This window comes from Planobispora longispora (assembly GCF_016863135.1).
Taxonomy (GTDB): domain Bacteria; phylum Actinomycetota; class Actinomycetes; order Streptosporangiales; family Streptosporangiaceae; genus Planobispora; species Planobispora longispora.
In genome coordinates this window covers 51,528-66,795 of sequence record NZ_BOOH01000069.1, presented here as the reverse complement: position 1 = coordinate 66,795, position 15,268 = coordinate 51,528, and the positions used below count along the sequence as shown (strand labels likewise).

Below are 15,268 nucleotides of genomic sequence, written 5' to 3'. Positions count from 1 at the left end.
TGGTGCGCGCATGCAGACGATCGTGGTGATGAAGTTGACCGAGCCGAGGATGGTGCCCAGACCGCTGATGGTCAGGCCCATGATCCACAGATCGCCGCCGATGCCGGGCGAGCTGATCGCGTTCGACAGCGGGGTGTAGGCGAACCAGCCGAAGCTGGCCGCGCCACCCGGGGTGAAGAAGCCCGACATGGCGATGGTGCTGCCGAAGGTGAACAGCCAGTAGCTGACCATGTTCAGGCGCGGGAAGGCCACGTCCGGCGCGCCGATCTGCAGCGGCATCAGCTCGTTGGCGAAGCCCGCGAACAGCGGCGTCGCGAACATCAGCAGCATGACCGTGCCGTGCATGGTGAACAGCTGGTTGAACTGCTCGTTGCTGGTGAGCTGGAGACCCGGCTGGGCCAGCTCCGCCCGCATGACCAGCGCCATGACGCCGCCGATCAGGAAGAACACGAACGAGGTGATCAGGTAGAGGTGCCCGATGATCTTGTGATCGGTGGACGACGCCCACTTCGCGATGATCGAACCCTTGCGGGTCGTCACCCGCGCGGGGGCGGATTCGATGCGTTCGGTGGTCACTGGGCACCCGCCTGGCTAGCGATGTACTGGTCGAACTCGGCCTGCGTCACGAGCTTGACACGGAAGAGCATCCGGCTGTGGTCCACACCGCAGAGCTCGGCGCAGCGACCGGCGAAGGTGCCGGTCTTGTCCAGCGTCACGACCTGGAAGCGGTTGTCCACGCCCGGGATCACGTCCAGCTTGAACTTGAACGCCGGGACCCAGAAGGAGTGGATGACGTCCGGCGAGGAGAGGTTGAACTGGACCCGCTTGCCCGCCGGGAGCACCAGCTCGGGGGCCTCCTGAGCCTTGTAGTTGTCGGCGGGGACCCCGACGACCTCGGCCGTCTTGCCGGCGGCCTCGGTCGTGAAACGCCAGCTCCACTGGAACGCCTCGACCTTGACCGTCACGTCGGGCTTGGCCGACATGTCGGTGAGGTAGTTCTGGTCGCGCGCGGTGAAGAAGAACAGCACGCTGACCATGATCAGCGGCACGATCGTGTAGAGCATCTCGATCGGGAGGTTGTACCGCACCTGGGGCGGCAGCTCCTCGGTGGAGTTCTTCCTCTTGCGATGGAACGCCACGGACCACAGGATCAGTCCCCACACGACCACACCGGTGGCGAGGGCTGCGATCCAGGATCCGTTCCACAGACTCTGGACGACCTCGGACTGCTCGGTGATGCCCTCGGGCATGCCACCGCGCTTCCAGTCTTCAGCACTGCACGCCGTCGCGGACACCAGCAGCAGCGCCAGAGCGGCAGTGCGTGGCACCCGGCGGCGGGCCAACGGACGCCGTGCAGAACGGCGGGTCGGACTCACGGATCGCCTACCCCACAGATGAAGCCCAGGAGTCGCTCCTGGGCGGTCGTATGTTCATTTTGCAGTTCACAGCTTTACGCTGGGGGACACATTAGCGCGGCCACCGGCCGCCCTCCCGCGCAGCCCCCGATTGTGTCGTGCACGGTGCGACGATTGGGGAGTGGCGTACTTCGACGCGGCCTCCACCGAGCCGCTGCATCCCCAGGCGCGTGAGGCTCTGATCGCGGCGCTCGACGCCGGCTGGGCCGACCCCGCGAGACTGTACGGCCCCGCGCGCCGGGCAAAAATGTTACTGGAACAGGCGCGCGCCGAGATCGCCGAGGTGCTCGGCTGCCGGTCCGACGAGCTGTCCTTCACCGCCTCCGGCACCCAGGCGGTCCACCTGGGCGTCCTGGGAGCCCTGCGCGGGCGGCGCCGGGCGGGCTCCCGCCTGGTCGTCTCGGCCGTGGAGCACTCCAGCGTCCTGCACGCCGGACAGGTCCACGAGGCCGGGGGCGGCTCGGTGGAGACGGTCGGCGTCGGCCGTACCGGCGTGGTCGATCTGGAGGCGTTCGGCGCGGCGGTCCGCGCGGAGGGCACGGCCCTGGCCTGCCTGCAGAGCGCCAACCACGAGGTCGGGACCGCCCAGCCGGTCGCCGAGGCGGCGGAGCTGTGCGCCGCGGCGGGTGTCCCGCTGCTGGTGGACGCCGCGCAGACCGCGGGCCGCGCGCCCGTGCCGCCGGGCTGGTCGCTGCTGGCCGCCAGCGCGCACAAGTGGGGCGGCCCGGCCGGGGTCGGCGTGCTCGCCGTCCGCAAGGGCACCCGGTGGCGCAGCCCGCTGCCCGAGGACGAACGGGAGCGGCGCAGGGTCCCCGGCTTCGAGAACGTCCCGGCGATCGTCGCGGCCGCCGCCGCGCTGCGCGCCGTGGCGGCCGAGGCCGAGCGGGAGGGCGCCCGCCTGGCGGCCCTGGTCGACCGGGTCCGCGCGGAGGTGCCCCGGCTCGTCCCGGACGTCGAGGTGATCGGCGAGCCTGTCGCGAGGGTCCCTCACATCGTCACGTTCTCCTGCCTCTACGTGGAGGGCGAGGCGCTGCTCACCGAACTCGACAGAGCCGGATTCTCCGTATCGTCCGGAAGTTCCTGCACGGCGAGTACGCTTCGTCCATCGCACGTTTTGGAGGCCATGGGCGTGCTTACGCATGGGAACGTCCGGGTATCGCTGCCCCGTGGCACCTCCGAGGCGGACGTCGACCGCTTCCTCTCCGTCCTGCCGGACGCCGTCCGCAGGATCCGGGAAGAGGCGGGAGTGAAGCTGTGATCGGAGAATTCGGGGAGTGAGTAACGGGATGACGCCCAGGCAGACCTCCGCGGAGGACGTCGGTCAGGCTCCGGCGCTGACCATCGACGCCCTGGGCAAGAAGTGCCCGATCCCCATCATCATGCTCGCCGAGCGGATCAACCACGTCCCGCTGAACGGGATCGTCTCCGTCCTCGCCGACGACCCGGCCGCGTTCACCGACATCCCGGCCTGGTGCCGCCTGAAGTCGCACCACCACGTGGCCAGCTACGAGCTGCCGCAGGGCGGTTGGGCGATTCATGTCCGTCGCAACTACTGACATGCCCGAAAAGTGGGTATGAGCCCCCCTGGAAATCCACCACACGTTTCGGGGGGAAACGGCGTGAATGCAGAAACCGCCAAGGACGTGATGAATCCCGGCTGCAAGTGCATCGAGTCGGATGAGTCACTCGAACGGGCCGCGCAGCTCATGGAGGAGCTCGGCGTCGGGGCGCTGCCGATCTGCGGGCCCGACGACCGTCTGAAGGGCATCATCACCGATCGCGACATCGTCGTGAAGTGCATCGCCCAGGGGAAGAACCCCTCCCAGGTCACCGCCGGGGAGATGGCCACCGGGCTGGTCTGGGTCGCCTCGGACGCCAGCATCGAGGAGGCCCTCTCCAAGATGGAGCAGAACCAGATCAAGCGACTGCCGGTGATCGAGAACGGGCGCATCATCGGCATGATCAGTGAGGCCGACCTGGCCAAGAACCTTCCGGACGACCAGCTGGCCGACTTCGTCCACCGCGTCTACGCGGGCGTCTGAGCCCGTCTCGCGCCGCCGTGCGGCCCGTCCCGGCGCGCGGGCCGGGCCGTACGGCAAAATCTTCAGGAGGCGCAGGCCGGCGTCAGGCGTAGTGGCAGCGCACGTTCTGGGCCACCTCGGCGGCGGCCTCGGCGCCGTAGGCGGCGGCGAAGCGCTCCACGAAGACCTGCTGGCGGAGCTCGTACTCCTGGCCGCCGACGCGCTCCAGCACGTGGGTGGCGGTGAGGTTGCCGATCTGGCCGCAGCGCTCCAGCGGGAGGCCCCAGGCCAGCCCGGCCAGGAAGCCGGAGCGGAAGGCGTCGCCGACGCCGGTGGGGTCGGCCTTGCCCAGCTCGGGAGCCGACGGGACGTGCAGGGACGGCTCGCCCTCGCGGTCGATCACGACGCCCTTGGGGCCGAGCGTGGTGACGCGGACGCCGACCCGGCCGAGGATCTCCTCGTCGGACCAGCCGGTCTTCTGCTCGATCAAGCCCTTCTCGTAGTCGTTGCCGAACAGGTAGGCGGCGCCGTCGACCAGCTGGCGGATGTCCTCGCCGGGCATGCGGGCCAGCTGCTGGGACGGGTCGGCCGCGAACGGGATGCCGCGCTGGCGGGCCTCGTCGGTGTGGCGGAGCATCGCGTCGGGGTCGTTGGGGCTCACCAGCACCAGGTCGAGCCCGCCCACCCGGTCGGCGATCGGCTGCAGCTCGATCAGCCGGGCCTCGGCCATCGCGCCGGTGTAGAACGACGCGATCTGGTTGTGCTCCTCGTCGGTGGTGCACAGGAAGCGGGCGGTGTGGAACGTCTCGGAGACGTAGACCGACGCGCAGTCGACGCCGTGGCGCTCCAGCCAGGAGCGGTAGTCGGCGAAGTCGGTGCCGACGGCGCCGACGAGGATCGGCGACAGGCCCAGGCAGCCCATCCCGAAGGAGATGTTGGCCGCGCAGCCGCCCCTGCGGACCTGCAGGTCGTCCACGAGGAACGACAGGGAGACCCGGTGCAGCTGATCGGCGACGAGCTGGTCGCTGAAGCGCCCCGGGAAGGTCATCAGGTGGTCGGTCGCGATGGAGCCGGTGATGGCGATGCGCACGGGATCCTTCTCCTCGTTGTCAGCATCTTCGGGAAATGAGCCTGGCAAGAATACGCGAAGTCGCGGCACCGCAGAGCCCTGCGCGGCGAGGGCGGCACGGCGGAAGAGCCCTGGCCGTGAGGCCGGCACGACAGAAGAGCCCTGCCCGGTGAGGAACCTCTCACCGGACAGGGCTCGGTGGCCTGTCCGCCGGCCGGGCGGACCGCGCCGTTAGTTGAACGAGTCGCCGCAGGCGCAGGAGCCGGTGGCGTTCGGGTTGTCGATCGTGAAGCCCTGCTTCTCGATCGTGTCGACGAAGTCGATGGTCGCGCCCATGAGGTACGGCGCGCTCATCCGGTCGGTGACGACGCCGACACCGTTGAAGTCGGTGACGATGTCGCCGTCCATCGAACGGTCGTCGAAGAAGAGCTGGTAGCGCAGGCCGGAGCAGCCACCCGGCTGCACGGCCACGCGCAGCTGGAGGCCCTCCTCGCCCTGCTGCTCCAGCAGGCTCTTGACCTTGGCCGCGGCCGCGTCACTCAGGATCAGGCCCTGCGCCGTGGTCTCGCTGCTCTCAACCGACATGTGGTGACTCCCGCGTCTGCGTCAGCCGCCCCGACCGGGGCGGCCGTCTGTTTCTGACGTCCTTCTTAGACGCTACCAACACCTGTCCACTGCCACACATTCCATGTCCCCACCCCCGGAATAAATGCCGCAATCCATGTGTCATCATTAGTCGTCAGTTCGACGATAAGGGGGTGTGGTCGTGACGACCACCGAGACCGGGCTTCCACTCTTCGTCCTCGGCCAGGGCGCCGACGCGCACAGCGAGCGCGGGGTGGACTGCCCCGGAGAGCTGCCGCCCGCCTCCGACCCGGCGCTGGTCGAGCGCGCGCGGCGAGCCAAGGCGGCGCTCGGCGACCGGGTCTTCGTGCTCGGCCACCACTACCAGCGTGACGAGGTCATCCAGTTCGCCGACGTGACCGGCGACTCGTTCAAGCTCGCCCGGGAGGCCGCGGCGCGGCCCGAGGCCGAGTACATCGTCTTCTGCGGCGTGCACTTCATGGCCGAGTCCGCCGACATCCTGACCGGCGACGCGCAGCGGGTCGTGCTGCCCGACATGGCGGCCGGGTGCTCGATGGCCGACATGGCCACCTTCGACCAGGTCGAGGAGTGCTGGGAGGCGCTCGAGGACGCCGGGATCGCCGACGTCACCGTCCCGGTCACCTACATGAACTCCAGCGCCGACATCAAGGCCTTCTGCGGGCGCAACGGCGGCGCCGTGTGCACCTCCTCCAACGCCAGGCGGGCCCTGGACTGGGCGTTCTCCCGCGGGGAGAAGGTCCTGTTCCTGCCCGACCAGCATCTGGGCCGCAACACCGCGGTGCTGGAGATGGGCCTGTCGCTGGACGACTGCGTCGTCTACAACCCGCACCGGCCGAACGGCGGGCTGACCGTCCAGCAGCTGCGCGACGCGAAGATGATCCTGTGGCGCGGGCACTGCTCGGTGCACGGCCGCTTCTCCGCGCAGAACGTCGACGACGTGCGCGAGCGCATCCCGGGCGTCAACGTGCTGGTCCACCCCGAGTGCAAGCACGAGGTCGTCGTCAAGGCCGACCACGTCGGCTCGACCGAGTACATCATCAACAAGCTCCAGGACGCCCCCGCCGGGTCCTCCTGGGCCGTCGGCACCGAGCTGAACCTCGTCAAGCGGCTCGGGGCGATGTTCCCCGACAAGCACGTGACGTTCCTGGACAAGACCGTCTGCTACTGCTCGACGATGAACCGCATCGACCTGCCGCACCTGGTGTGGGCGCTGGAGTCGCTCGCCGCGGGTCAGGTCGTCAACCAGATCACCGTGGACGCCGACACCACCCACTGGGCCAAGGTCGCCCTCGACCGGATGCTCGCCCTCCCCTGATCCCCCGCCTCCCGGATCCCCTGTCCCGGTCGCCCCACGGCGGGCTTCGATCCCCGGCGACGTGAACGGGCCCCCGGCATCGCCGGGGGCCCGTCGCGTCTCTCCCCGGGCCGGGGTCCCGTCCTCCCCTGATCAGGACTCCATGGTCAGGACTCCCCGGTCAGGACTCCCTGGTGTAGCGCACGAACAGCGTCTCGTACTCCTGGGCGTTGGCGGCCTCGGCGAGCACCCGCTTCACCTCTCCCTTGAAGTCGATCACCACGGCCTCGTATCCGGACCCCTTGGCCCGCCAGGCCGCGATGTGGTTGTCGTCGTACCAGCCGATGACCTTCTTGGTCTCGAACGGGATCCGCGCCGTCGGCTCGGCGTCCGCCGCGGTGGACCAGACGCAGATCTCCTTCTCGGTCCCCTTGCAGTACGTCATCAGCAGCGTGCCGGACGGGTTGATGTCGTCGTTCTCGACGGTGAGCGGGGTGCCCACGTCCAGCAGGGTCTGCAGCACGACGCCGCTCTGCGGGTCGTAGAAGCGGATGCGCTGGACCTTGCCGTCGATCGCCCAGGTGCCGACCGCGCGGCTGTCGCCCCGCCAGAAGTAGCTCCAGGTCCCGGCGTCCTTCTCCTTCACGCGGACGACCTTGGCCTTCTTCGTGGCGACGTCGATGATGGCGAAGCCGTACGGCTTGTCCTTCTCGCCGGCCTCCTCGTACAGCGTCACCAGCCCCTTGCTGCCGTCCGGCGACCACTGCGGGAAGATCGGGTAGACCGGCGACTTGGCGGTCCTCACATCGGTCTCCGAGCCGGTCTTGTGGTCGACGATCGACACGAGGCCGTAGTTCTCCGAGTCGTAGGTCCGGTCGGTGGCCAGGGCCTGGGTTCCGGCGGCGTTCAGCGCGTACTCGAAGTAGGCGTCGTTCTTGACGAACTCGCGGGTGCCGGCCTTGCGGACGTAGAGACGGTATTCGGCGCTGCCCGCCAGGCTGTAGGAGCTCAGCATGACCGGGTCCTCGTCGCTCTCGTGGATCGTCACCGAGCTGTCCGGGAGCTTGATCTGCCGCTCGGCCCGGGGCACCGTCGGCTCCGGCGTGGCGGAGGGCTTGCCGGTGTCGCCCGCCTGCGGGGTGGGGGTCGGATCGGGCGTGCCGCCGCCGCGCGCCACCAGCGCGACGACGACCGCGATGAGCGCGACCACGAGCCCGGAGCCGACCGCGACCCAGACCCGCCGCACGCGTCCGTTCCCGCCTCCGCCGGGGGGCGCCGGCGTCCGCGCCCCCGGCGCGTGCGGCGTGGTGGCCTGCGACGAGATGCCGTACGGCTGCTGGAACCCTCCGGGGCCGGTCTGGTGCGGCGGGAACCCTCCGGGGCCGGTCTGGTGCGGCGGGAACCCTCCCGGACCGGTCTGGTGCGGCGGGTAGCCGCCGGGGCCGCCCTGGGGCCCGTACCCGCCCTGCTGCGGGTAGCCTCCCGGACCGGCCTGCTGCGGGAACCCGCCGGGGCCCGTCTGGTGCGGGGGGTGAGTCTGGGAGCCGGTCTGGTACGGGTATCCCCCCGGACCGGCCGGCTGCGGAAACCCGCCGGGCCCGGTCTGGTGCGGAGGGTATCCGCCGGGCATCGACTGCTGCGGGAACCCTCCCGGACCCGTCTGGTGCGGCGGATACCCCTGGGGAGCCCCCGGGTGCCCGTACCCCTCGGGCCCGGTCTGCTCGGCCGCGGCGGCCGAGCCCTCCATGAGGATGCCCCGGGGCGAGACGGGGGGCGGCGAGCCCTGCCCGCCGGGGGCCGTGTGGCCGAGCAGGCGCATCAGCGCCTCGCTCGCCGTGGGACGCCGCTTCGGGTCCTTGTCCAGGCAGTGGCCCACCAGCTCGCGCAGGGACGCGTCGGCGATCCCCGACAGGTCCGGCTCCATGTTCATGATCCGGTTGAAGATCGCGGGGAGGCTGTCGGTGCCGAACGGCGGCTGCCCGGTGGCCGCGAACATCATCGTGCAGGCCCAGGCGAACATGTCGGCGGCCGAACCCGCGGCCTCCCCGGCGAGCTGCTCGGGGGTCATGTAGGCGGGGGTGCCGATCGCCGTGGCGGTCAGCGTCGAGGTCCGGTCGAGGGCCTTGGCGATGCCGAAGTCGATGACCCGGGGGCCGTCGGAGGCGAGCAGCACGTTGGACGGCTTGAAGTCGCGGTGCACGATGTCCGCCTGGTGGATCGCGACGAGCGCGGTGACCGTGCCGATCGCCAGCCGGTGCAGCCCGGAACCCGTGCGCGGTCCCTCCGCGTGCACGACCGCGTCGAGAGTGGGGCCGTCGATGTACTCGCTGACGATGAACGGGCGGTTGTCCTCGACTCCGGTCTCCAGCACCGCGGCCGTGCAGAACGCGGAGACCCGCTGGGTCGTGCTGACCTCGCGGATGAAACGTTCCAAAGCTTCTTTGTCCTGCGCGAGATCGGCGCGGAGCAGTTTGACCGCCACACGCGTCCCGGACGGGGACTCACCGAGGTAGACCGTTCCCTGGCCGCCCTCCCCGAGTCGCGCGGTGAGCCGGTACTCCCGCACCCTCTCGGGATCCCCGGGCCGCAGAGGCGCAAGATCCGGCATAACGAAACCCTCCATTTAGGGATTTTTGTGTCCCATTGAATCTAGCGAGGGTACTGCCGGGTTCAGCCAACAGGGGAATCACTTCTTGGTAGCTTTCCGCTGTGTCCCGCAGGGGCTCCGGCCAGGGCGATCGGCGGGCAGACCCGGTCCTGACGACCGGGCCTGCGCCGTACGGCCCGCGCGCGGAACTCGGAGAAGAGAACCGGCCTTCGTCCTATCCGGGGATGAGCCCCTCGTCGCCGAGCATCTCCCGGACCTCCTCCATGGAGGCGTCGGCCGGGGGCAGGATCAGCTCGGACGGCTCCAGGCTCTCGTCGGGAAGCGCCTTTCCGACGTGGCGGACCTGGTCCAGCAGGGCGTGCAGGCGGGTCCTGAACGTCTCCTCGTCCCCGGCCTCGATCGCCGCCTCCAGCTGCCCGTCCAGATCGTTGAGCACGGCCAGGTCGCCGGGCGCGATCTCGATCTGCCCCTCGCCCATGATTCGAACGATCACTGTCCCTCCCCGGGCTGGCGGTACTGCTGGGTCGGCGGCTGCTGGTAGGAGTCGTCCTGGACCGGCTGCTGCTGGTACGGCTGCGCCTGCTGCTGGTACTGCTGCTGCGGTTGCTGCGCCTGCTGCGGCGGCCCGGACTCGATCGCGCTCTTGGGTGCCGGTCCCTGGCCCAGCTCGGCCTTCATCCGGGCGATCTCCAGCTCGATGTCGGCGCTGCCGCCCATGCGGTCCAGCTCCGCCTGGATGTCGTCGCCGCGCGACCCGCTGAAGTCGTCGAGCGCACCGCTGGCCAGCAACTCGTCGATGGCGCCGGCCCGCGCCTGCATCTGCGCGGTCTTGTCCTCGGCCCGCTGGATGGCCAGACCGACGTCGCCCATCTCCTCGGAGATGCCGGAGAAAGCCTCGTTGATGCGCGTCTGCGCCTCGGCGGCGGTGTAGGTGGCCTTGATGGTCTCCTTCCGGGTGCGGAAGGAGTCAACCTTGGCCTGCAGGCGGTGCGAGGCGGTGGTGAGCTTCTCCTCCTCGGCCTGCAGGTTGTCGTGCTGCACCTTCAGGTCGGCGATCTGCGTCTGCAGGCTGCTGCGACGGGTCAGCGCCTCCCGCGCCAGGTCCTCACGGCCCACCCCGAGGGCCTTGCGCCCCTGATCCTCAAGCTTGCGCGCCTGCGCCTCGATCTGGTTGATCTGCAGCTCGACCCGCTTACGCGAGGTCGCGACGTCGGCCACACCCCGGCGCACCTTCTGCAGCAGCTCCAGCTGCCGCTGATAGGAATAGTCCAGGGTCTCGCGCGGATCCTCCAGCTTGTCCAAGGCGTTGTTCGCCTTGGACTTGAAGATCATGGAAAGTCTCTTCATCACGCTCATGCGCGTCGGCCGTCCCCTTCTTCAAATGCGCTTCGGGTCACCCCTGTGATTCCGACCCCCCGTAAGAAAAGCGGCGGAGCCACATAGGTTCACCCTACGCATAACGCACGGGGGCGTCACTAAGTTGCAGTCCCGGTAGGCTGGCATTGTGTTCCGACGTACCCAGACCACCGGGGACGACTCCCCGACGCCCGTCACCGAGTCCAAGCCCGAGGGCAAGGGACGCCCCACCCCCAAGCGCCGGGACGCCGAAGGCCGCCGCCGCCAGCCGGTGAACGCCCCGCGTGACCGCAAGGAGGCCTACCGGCAGCTGCGCGAGCGCCAGGCCTCCGACCGGGCCAAGGCGCGCCAGGGCATGGCGCGCGGCGACGAGCGCTACTTCCCGGCCCGCGACCGCGGCCCGGTCCGCAAGTTCGCCCGCGACTGGGTCGACTCCCGCCGCCTCGTCAGCCAGTACTTCCTGCCGTTCTCGCTGGTGATCCTGCTGCTGACCTGGGTCCCCTTCCCCGGCTCCGTCCGCAACTACGTCTACGCGGCGGTGATCACCATCGCCTGGCCGATCATGATGGTCGGCGTCGTGCTCACCTCGGTCTGGGTGTCCTGGAAGGTCAAGAAGCTCGCCGCCGAGAAGTTCCCCGGCGAGAGCCTCAAGGGCGTCGGCTTCTACGCGGCGATGCGCGCCCTGCAGATCCGCAAGCTGCGCTTCCCGCCGCCCCAGCTCCTGCCCGGCGGCAAGCCCGTCCCGCCGAAGAAGTGAAGTAACGACCGACAGCGCCCGGGCCCCGCCGTCCCGTCACGGGACGGCGGGGCCCTTCTCATGCGCGGGACCGCCCCGTCCGGGCTGCGCTCCAGCCCTTCCGGGCCGCCACCTGTTTCGCGTGCGCGGGACCGCCTCAGTCCTCGACGATCTCCCAGTCCAGCCAGCCGTCGACGGCGACGGGCTTCCAGTGGCCCACGGTCCCGCCCGTCTCCAGAGCGTCGGCCGTCAGCTTCAGCAGGGCGTGGTAGGAGCGGATCCGGACGCCCCCGGGCGCGAAGACCATGGTCCCCTCGTGGTCGGTCTCCCCGACGTCGCGCCGGACCGAGTCGACCACCAGGTGGTTGCCGAGCCCGTCCTCGCCGACCGGGATCATCCGCCCGTCCCACCAGTCGCCGCGCGGATCGCCGTAGTCCTGGGAGTCGACCCCGCACAGCATGCGCCAGGCGTCGCGGATGCCGCGGACGTCCATGCCCTGGTACAGGAAGAACCGGAAGGTCCTCCCGGAGGCGATCCCGTCGTGCCGCAGCAGGGAGGCCCGCAGGTCGTCGGGGAAGAGCAGGCCCATCTGCATCTCGGCGACCGCGATCGTCCCGGCGCGGGCGGGCGGGGGGAGCGCGCGACGGCTCTCGGGCGCGTTGGCCTCGAGCCACCGCTCGATCCGCCTCCACTGCCGGTTCACCGCCCGGGTCACCCGCGGGTCGATTCCCCGCACCGCCGCGCGCCCGGTCCCCGGACGGCAGTCGTCGTCGGGCGCCGCGCCTCCGGGCCCGGTCCCGGACCACTGCGGATCACCGCCGGAGGAGTCCTCGTCCGGGGGCGGCGTCTCAGCCGGGCCGTCGCCCCCGTCCGGCGGCCGCCCGAACGTCACCGTCGTGCAGAACACGTGCGACGTGCCGTCCGGTCGCACCTCGGACGGGCCGCAGCTGCGGTCGCCGGGAAGGTTCTCGACGCCGATGCCGTAGATCCCCTCGTGCTCCGTCTCCGAGAAGGGATGGGGCTTGGAGAAGACCGCCGTCTCCAGGGCCTGGGCGGCGAAGACCAGCAGGCACAGCGCGATCGCGGCGCCGCCCCAGCGGACCAGCCGGCGGCGGGCGGTCTCGCCCAGCGGCGGGCGCGGCACGCGCGGCGGGAGCGGTTCCGGCTGGTACCGCTCGGTGGCGTAGCGGGCCAGGTCGGCCGCCGTGGGAACGCCGAGGATCGGGACGGGCGGCCACGGCGCCGGGGGCTGCGACACGGCCCCCGCCTCCGCACCCGCACCCGCACCCGCACCCGCACCCGCACCCGCGAGCGTCCCCGGCGAGGCTCCGGCGTCCGCCGGGCCCCTCCCGCCCCGGGCGACTCCGCCGGACGTCCGCGGGGTCCCGCCGGACGTCCGCGGATCCCGGTCCGCCGGGACGCGGCGGAACCCGCGCAGGCGCAGGACCGCCGCCACGACCACCGCCGTCACGACGGCCGCGAGCGCGAGCCGTACCCATCGAGAAGTGACCATCCGCAGCACGCCGGGCAGGGTATCCCGAATCAGATCACCGGCGAGTGCCCATTAGGGTCGAAGCATGGAATTCCGTCACCTTGGCCGTAGCGGTCTCATGGTCAGCGAGATCAGCTACGGCAACTGGATCACGCACGGCTCCCAGGTCGAGGAGGACGCCGCCCGGGAGTGCGTGAAGGCGGCGCTCGACGAGGGGATCACCACCTTCGACACCGCCGACGTCTATGCGGGGACCAGGGCGGAGGAGGTGCTCGGCCGCGCGCTCAAGGGCGTCCGCCGCGAGTCTCTGGAGATCTTCACCAAGGTCTACTGGCCCACCGGCCCCGGCCCCAACGACCGCGGCCTGTCCCGCAAGCACATCACCGAGTCCGTCCACGGCTCCCTGCGCCGCCTGCAGACCGACTACGTCGATCTCTACCAGGCCCACCGGTTCGACAGCGAGACTCCGCTCGAGGAGACCCTCAAGACCTTCGACGACCTCGTACGGCAGGGCAAGGTCCTCTACGTCGGCGTCAGCGAGTGGAACGCCGAGCAGATCGCCGCCGCCCTGAAGATCGCCGACGAGATGGGCTTCGACCGCCTGGTCTCCAACCAGCCGCAGTACTCCATGCTGTGGCGGGTCATCGAGGCCGAGGTCGTGCCCCTGTGCGAGAAGGAGGGCCTCGGCCAGATCGTCTGGTCCCCCATCGCGCAGGGCGTGCTCACCGGCAAGTACCTGCCGGGCCAGCCGCCGCCCGCCGGCTCCCGGGCCACCGACCCGACCGGCGGCAACTTCATCTCCCGCATGCTGACCGACGACGTCCTCACCCGCGTCCAGGAGCTCAAGCCGATCGCCGCCGACCTCGGCCTGACCATGGCCCAGCTCGCGGTGGCGTGGGTGCTGCAGAACCCGAACGTGTCCTCCGCGATCGTCGGCGCCACCCGGCCGGAGCAGGTCCGCGACAACGTCAAGGCCGCCGGCGTGAAGCTGGACGCCGAGGTGATGAAGCGGATCGACGCCGCCCTGGACCCGATCGTCGAGCGGGACCCGGCCAAGACCGTCAGCCCCGCCAAGCGCCCGTAGCGGCGCCGACGGCGTGAGCCCCTCCGCGCGGCCTCTACGGGGCTGCGCGGCCCGGGGGTTCGCGCCGCCGGACGCCCGCCCGGAGCGGTCCGTTCAGAGACCCGCCCGGCGGATTCGTCCATCCGGCCTGCCCGGCGGATTCACCCGTCCGGAACCCCCGGCGGGCTCGCCTGTCCGAAACTTCCGGTGGGCTCGTCGACCGGGGACGCCCGGCGGGTTCACTCGGGGCGCAGCGACATCCCCTCGTACTCGGGCCGGCCGTCCTCCAGCAGGGAGACCTGCTCGACCCCGGCCTCCAGCAGGCTGCGCCAGTTCTCGCCGAGCCATGACTCCGCGTCGGCCTGGTTCGGGAACGTGTCGTCCGGCAGGCCGCCACCGGTCAGCTCGCCACCGCCCGCGTTCTCGTAACGCCAGCGCCACGCCATGCCATACGCCCCTTCTCGCGGGTTCCCGCCATCGACCCCGGCGGCTCAGCGAACCCTACTATTCCGCATGCCCGAGGGATCATGCCGTGTGCGCCACGCCTCGGATCAGACGATCACATCAGTCCCCCGGCCCCGTGTCACCCTTACGGGGTGAAAATCCTGTTCGAGGGGACGGCCGGGCCGGAGGGGCGGCCCGCTCCCGGCTGCGGCTGCGCCTCCTGCGCCCGCCCGGCCACCGTCCGCCGCCGGCCCGCCCGGATCCTCGTCGACGGGCGCCCGCTCCCCCCGGAGGGCTGCGTCGTCACCGCCTCCGGCGGTGAGCGCCTCCTGTACGCGGTCGCCGGTTCCGTCCCGGAGGACGGCCCGGACGCCGGCGGAGGCTTCGCCGTGGTGCTGATCGACCTGCTGGACCGGCCGGAGCGCCTGGGCGAGCTGCGCCGCCGCGGCCTGATCGGGGAGGGCGCCCATGTCGTGGCCGTGGGAATCGATCACCGAGCGCCGTCCGAGGCCGAGCTGGAGCGGCGGCTCGCGCTGTGGGGGGCGCGGGCCGTACCCGACGGGACGGTGCTCGACGCCCGCGAGCCCGCGCCCGCCCGGCCCCCGCAGCCGCGCCGGACTCTCCTGCTGGGCGGGTCGCGCTCGGGCAAGTCGGCCGAGGCCGAGCTCCGGCTGCTGGCCGAGCCCGAAGTCGTCTACGTGGCGACCGGGCCCTCCGGCGGCGGCGACCCGGAGTGGCTGGCGCGGATCCGCGGCCATCGCGACCGCCGCCCCGCCCACTGGGACACGGTCGAGACCACGGACCTGGCCGGGCTGCTGGGGACCGCGCGGACGCCGTTGCTGATCGACGGGCTCGGCACCTGGATCACCGCCGTCTTCGACGAGTGCGGGGCGTGGGAGGGCGGCGCGGCGGCCCGCGAGCGGGTGGACGCCCGGTGCGACGAGCTGGTGGCCGCGTGGCGGCGGACGCGCTCGCGCGTGGTGGCCGTCTCCGACGAGGTCGGCCTGGGCGTGGTCCCCGCCACCTCCAGCGGCCGGGCGTTCCGCGACGCCCTGGGCCGGCTGAACCAGCGCCTGGCCGCCGAGTCCGAGGACGTCTCCCTCGTCGTCGCCGGCCGCCTCCTGCCCCTCCCGATCTGACGCCTCCCGGCGCGACGTTACGATC

At 71.1% G+C, this 15,268-nt stretch carries 16 protein-coding genes; 7 read left to right on the top strand and 9 right to left on the bottom strand.

Annotated features, from left to right (window positions below):
• A partial coding sequence (locus Plo01_RS37660) for a cbb3-type cytochrome c oxidase subunit I (RefSeq protein WP_203895578.1) occupies positions 1 to 576 on the bottom strand: 576 nt, incomplete at its 3' end.
• Positions 573 to 1,328, bottom strand: coding sequence for an aa3-type cytochrome oxidase subunit II (gene ctaC, locus Plo01_RS37655; RefSeq protein ID WP_307837426.1), 756 nt, complete (start codon positions 1,326 to 1,328; stop codon positions 573 to 575). The genes ctaC and Plo01_RS37660, both read right to left, overlap by 4 nt.
• 208 nt (positions 1,329 to 1,536) lie before the next feature.
• On the opposite strand from ctaC, the gene Plo01_RS37650 reads away from it, so the two are divergent.
• Genes Plo01_RS37650 through Plo01_RS37640 form a run of 3 tightly spaced genes read left to right on the top strand, consistent with a single transcriptional unit; the run spans position 1,537 to position 3,457 of the window.
• A complete protein-coding gene (locus tag Plo01_RS37650; RefSeq protein WP_203895576.1) occupies positions 1,537 to 2,673 on the top strand; it encodes a cysteine desulfurase family protein in 1,137 nt (378 codons plus the stop codon).
• A gap of 28 nt (positions 2,674 to 2,701) precedes the next feature.
• Positions 2,702 to 2,971 (top strand): sulfurtransferase TusA family protein, encoded by a 270-nt coding sequence (locus Plo01_RS37645; RefSeq protein ID WP_203895575.1) that lies wholly within the window; start codon positions 2,702 to 2,704, stop codon positions 2,969 to 2,971.
• 18 nt (positions 2,972 to 2,989) lie between these two features.
• Positions 2,990 to 3,457 carry a CBS domain-containing protein gene (locus Plo01_RS37640; protein WP_203895574.1) on the top strand — a complete coding sequence of 156 codons (468 nt, stop codon included), beginning with the start codon at positions 2,990 to 2,992 and terminating at the stop codon, positions 3,455 to 3,457.
• Positions 3,458 to 3,539: 82 nt separating this feature from the next.
• Here Plo01_RS37640 and Plo01_RS37635 read toward each other — a convergent pair whose 3' ends face one another.
• Together Plo01_RS37635 and erpA are read right to left on the bottom strand one after the other, a co-directional pair.
• A complete protein-coding gene (locus tag Plo01_RS37635; RefSeq protein WP_203895573.1) occupies positions 3,540 to 4,526 on the bottom strand; it encodes a carbohydrate kinase family protein in 987 nt (328 codons plus the stop codon).
• Positions 4,527 to 4,736: 210 nt separating this feature from the next.
• Positions 4,737 to 5,090, bottom strand: a complete 354-nt coding sequence (erpA, locus tag Plo01_RS37630; protein WP_203895572.1) for an iron-sulfur cluster insertion protein ErpA — start codon at positions 5,088 to 5,090, stop codon at positions 4,737 to 4,739.
• A gap of 181 nt (positions 5,091 to 5,271) precedes the next feature.
• Between erpA and nadA the strand changes: the two genes are divergently transcribed.
• Positions 5,272 to 6,426 carry a quinolinate synthase NadA gene (gene nadA, locus Plo01_RS37625; RefSeq protein WP_203895571.1) on the top strand — a complete coding sequence of 385 codons (1,155 nt, stop codon included), beginning with the start codon at positions 5,272 to 5,274 and terminating at the stop codon, positions 6,424 to 6,426.
• Positions 6,427 to 6,586: 160 nt separating this feature from the next.
• On the opposite strand, the gene Plo01_RS37620 is transcribed toward nadA, so the two are convergent.
• From Plo01_RS37620 to Plo01_RS37610, 3 genes are all read right to left on the bottom strand, one after another.
• The gene (locus Plo01_RS37620) at positions 6,587 to 9,028 is read right to left on the bottom strand and encodes a serine/threonine protein kinase (RefSeq protein ID WP_203895570.1); all 2,442 of its coding nucleotides are present in this window, start codon (positions 9,026 to 9,028) and stop codon (positions 6,587 to 6,589) included.
• A gap of 199 nt (positions 9,029 to 9,227) precedes the next feature.
• Positions 9,228 to 9,506 carry a PspA-associated protein PspAA gene (pspAA, locus tag Plo01_RS37615; protein WP_203895569.1) on the bottom strand — a complete coding sequence of 93 codons (279 nt, stop codon included), beginning with the start codon at positions 9,504 to 9,506 and terminating at the stop codon, positions 9,228 to 9,230.
• Complete coding sequence (locus Plo01_RS37610) at positions 9,503 to 10,345, bottom strand: PspA/IM30 family protein (protein ID WP_239317849.1); 843 nt, start codon at positions 10,343 to 10,345, stop codon at positions 9,503 to 9,505. Before Plo01_RS37610 ends, pspAA begins: the two co-directional genes overlap by 4 nt.
• A 172-nt stretch (positions 10,346 to 10,517) precedes the next feature.
• Here Plo01_RS37610 and Plo01_RS37605 point away from each other — a divergent pair, with 172 nt between their 5' ends.
• A complete protein-coding gene (locus tag Plo01_RS37605; protein WP_203895567.1) occupies positions 10,518 to 11,126 on the top strand; it encodes a DUF3043 domain-containing protein in 609 nt (202 codons plus the stop codon).
• Positions 11,127 to 11,262: 136 nt separating this feature from the next.
• Here Plo01_RS37605 and Plo01_RS37600 read toward each other — a convergent pair whose 3' ends face one another.
• On the bottom strand, positions 11,263 to 12,618 hold the full coding sequence (locus Plo01_RS37600; protein WP_239317847.1) for an SMI1/KNR4 family protein: 1,356 nt from the start codon (positions 12,616 to 12,618) through the stop codon (positions 11,263 to 11,265).
• A 64-nt stretch (positions 12,619 to 12,682) separates the two neighbouring features.
• Here Plo01_RS37600 and Plo01_RS37595 point away from each other — a divergent pair, with 64 nt between their 5' ends.
• Positions 12,683 to 13,681: an aldo/keto reductase family protein gene (locus Plo01_RS37595; RefSeq protein ID WP_203895565.1), complete on the top strand. Its 999-nt coding sequence runs from the start codon at positions 12,683 to 12,685 to the stop codon at positions 13,679 to 13,681.
• A gap of 218 nt (positions 13,682 to 13,899) precedes the next feature.
• Here Plo01_RS37595 and Plo01_RS37590 read toward each other — a convergent pair whose 3' ends face one another.
• Positions 13,900 to 14,106 (bottom strand): hypothetical protein, encoded by a 207-nt coding sequence (locus tag Plo01_RS37590; RefSeq protein ID WP_203895564.1) that lies wholly within the window; start codon positions 14,104 to 14,106, stop codon positions 13,900 to 13,902.
• Between the two features lie 150 nt (positions 14,107 to 14,256).
• On the opposite strand from Plo01_RS37590, the gene Plo01_RS37585 reads away from it, so the two are divergent.
• Positions 14,257 to 15,243, top strand: coding sequence for a bifunctional adenosylcobinamide kinase/adenosylcobinamide-phosphate guanylyltransferase (locus Plo01_RS37585; RefSeq protein ID WP_239317839.1), 987 nt, complete (start codon positions 14,257 to 14,259; stop codon positions 15,241 to 15,243).
• The last annotated feature ends 25 nt before the right edge of the window (positions 15,244 to 15,268 follow it).

What these genes read in the sequence shown, in the direction of transcription:
- Plo01_RS37610 (WP_239317849.1), bottom strand. Translation starts at nt 10,345, where the DNA reads ATGATCTTCAAGTCCAAGGCGAACAACGCCTTGGACAAGCTGGAGGAT.
- Plo01_RS37600 (WP_239317847.1), bottom strand. Translation starts at nt 12,618, where the DNA reads ATGGTCACTTCTCGATGGGTACGGCTCGCGCTCGCGGCCGTCGTGACG.
- Plo01_RS37645 (WP_203895575.1), top strand. Translation starts at nt 2,702, where the DNA reads ATGACGCCCAGGCAGACCTCCGCGGAGGACGTCGGTCAGGCTCCGGCG.
- erpA (WP_203895572.1), bottom strand. Translation starts at nt 5,090, where the DNA reads ATGTCGGTTGAGAGCAGCGAGACCACGGCGCAGGGCCTGATCCTGAGT.
- Plo01_RS37640 (WP_203895574.1), top strand. Translation starts at nt 2,990, where the DNA reads ATGAGCCCCCCTGGAAATCCACCACACGTTTCGGGGGGAAACGGCGTG.
- Plo01_RS37590 (WP_203895564.1), bottom strand. Translation starts at nt 14,106, where the DNA reads ATGGCGTGGCGCTGGCGTTACGAGAACGCGGGCGGTGGCGAGCTGACC.
- Plo01_RS37620 (WP_203895570.1), bottom strand. Translation starts at nt 9,028, where the DNA reads ATGGAGGGTTTCGTTATGCCGGATCTTGCGCCTCTGCGGCCCGGGGAT.
- Plo01_RS37595 (WP_203895565.1), top strand. Translation starts at nt 12,683, where the DNA reads ATGGAATTCCGTCACCTTGGCCGTAGCGGTCTCATGGTCAGCGAGATC.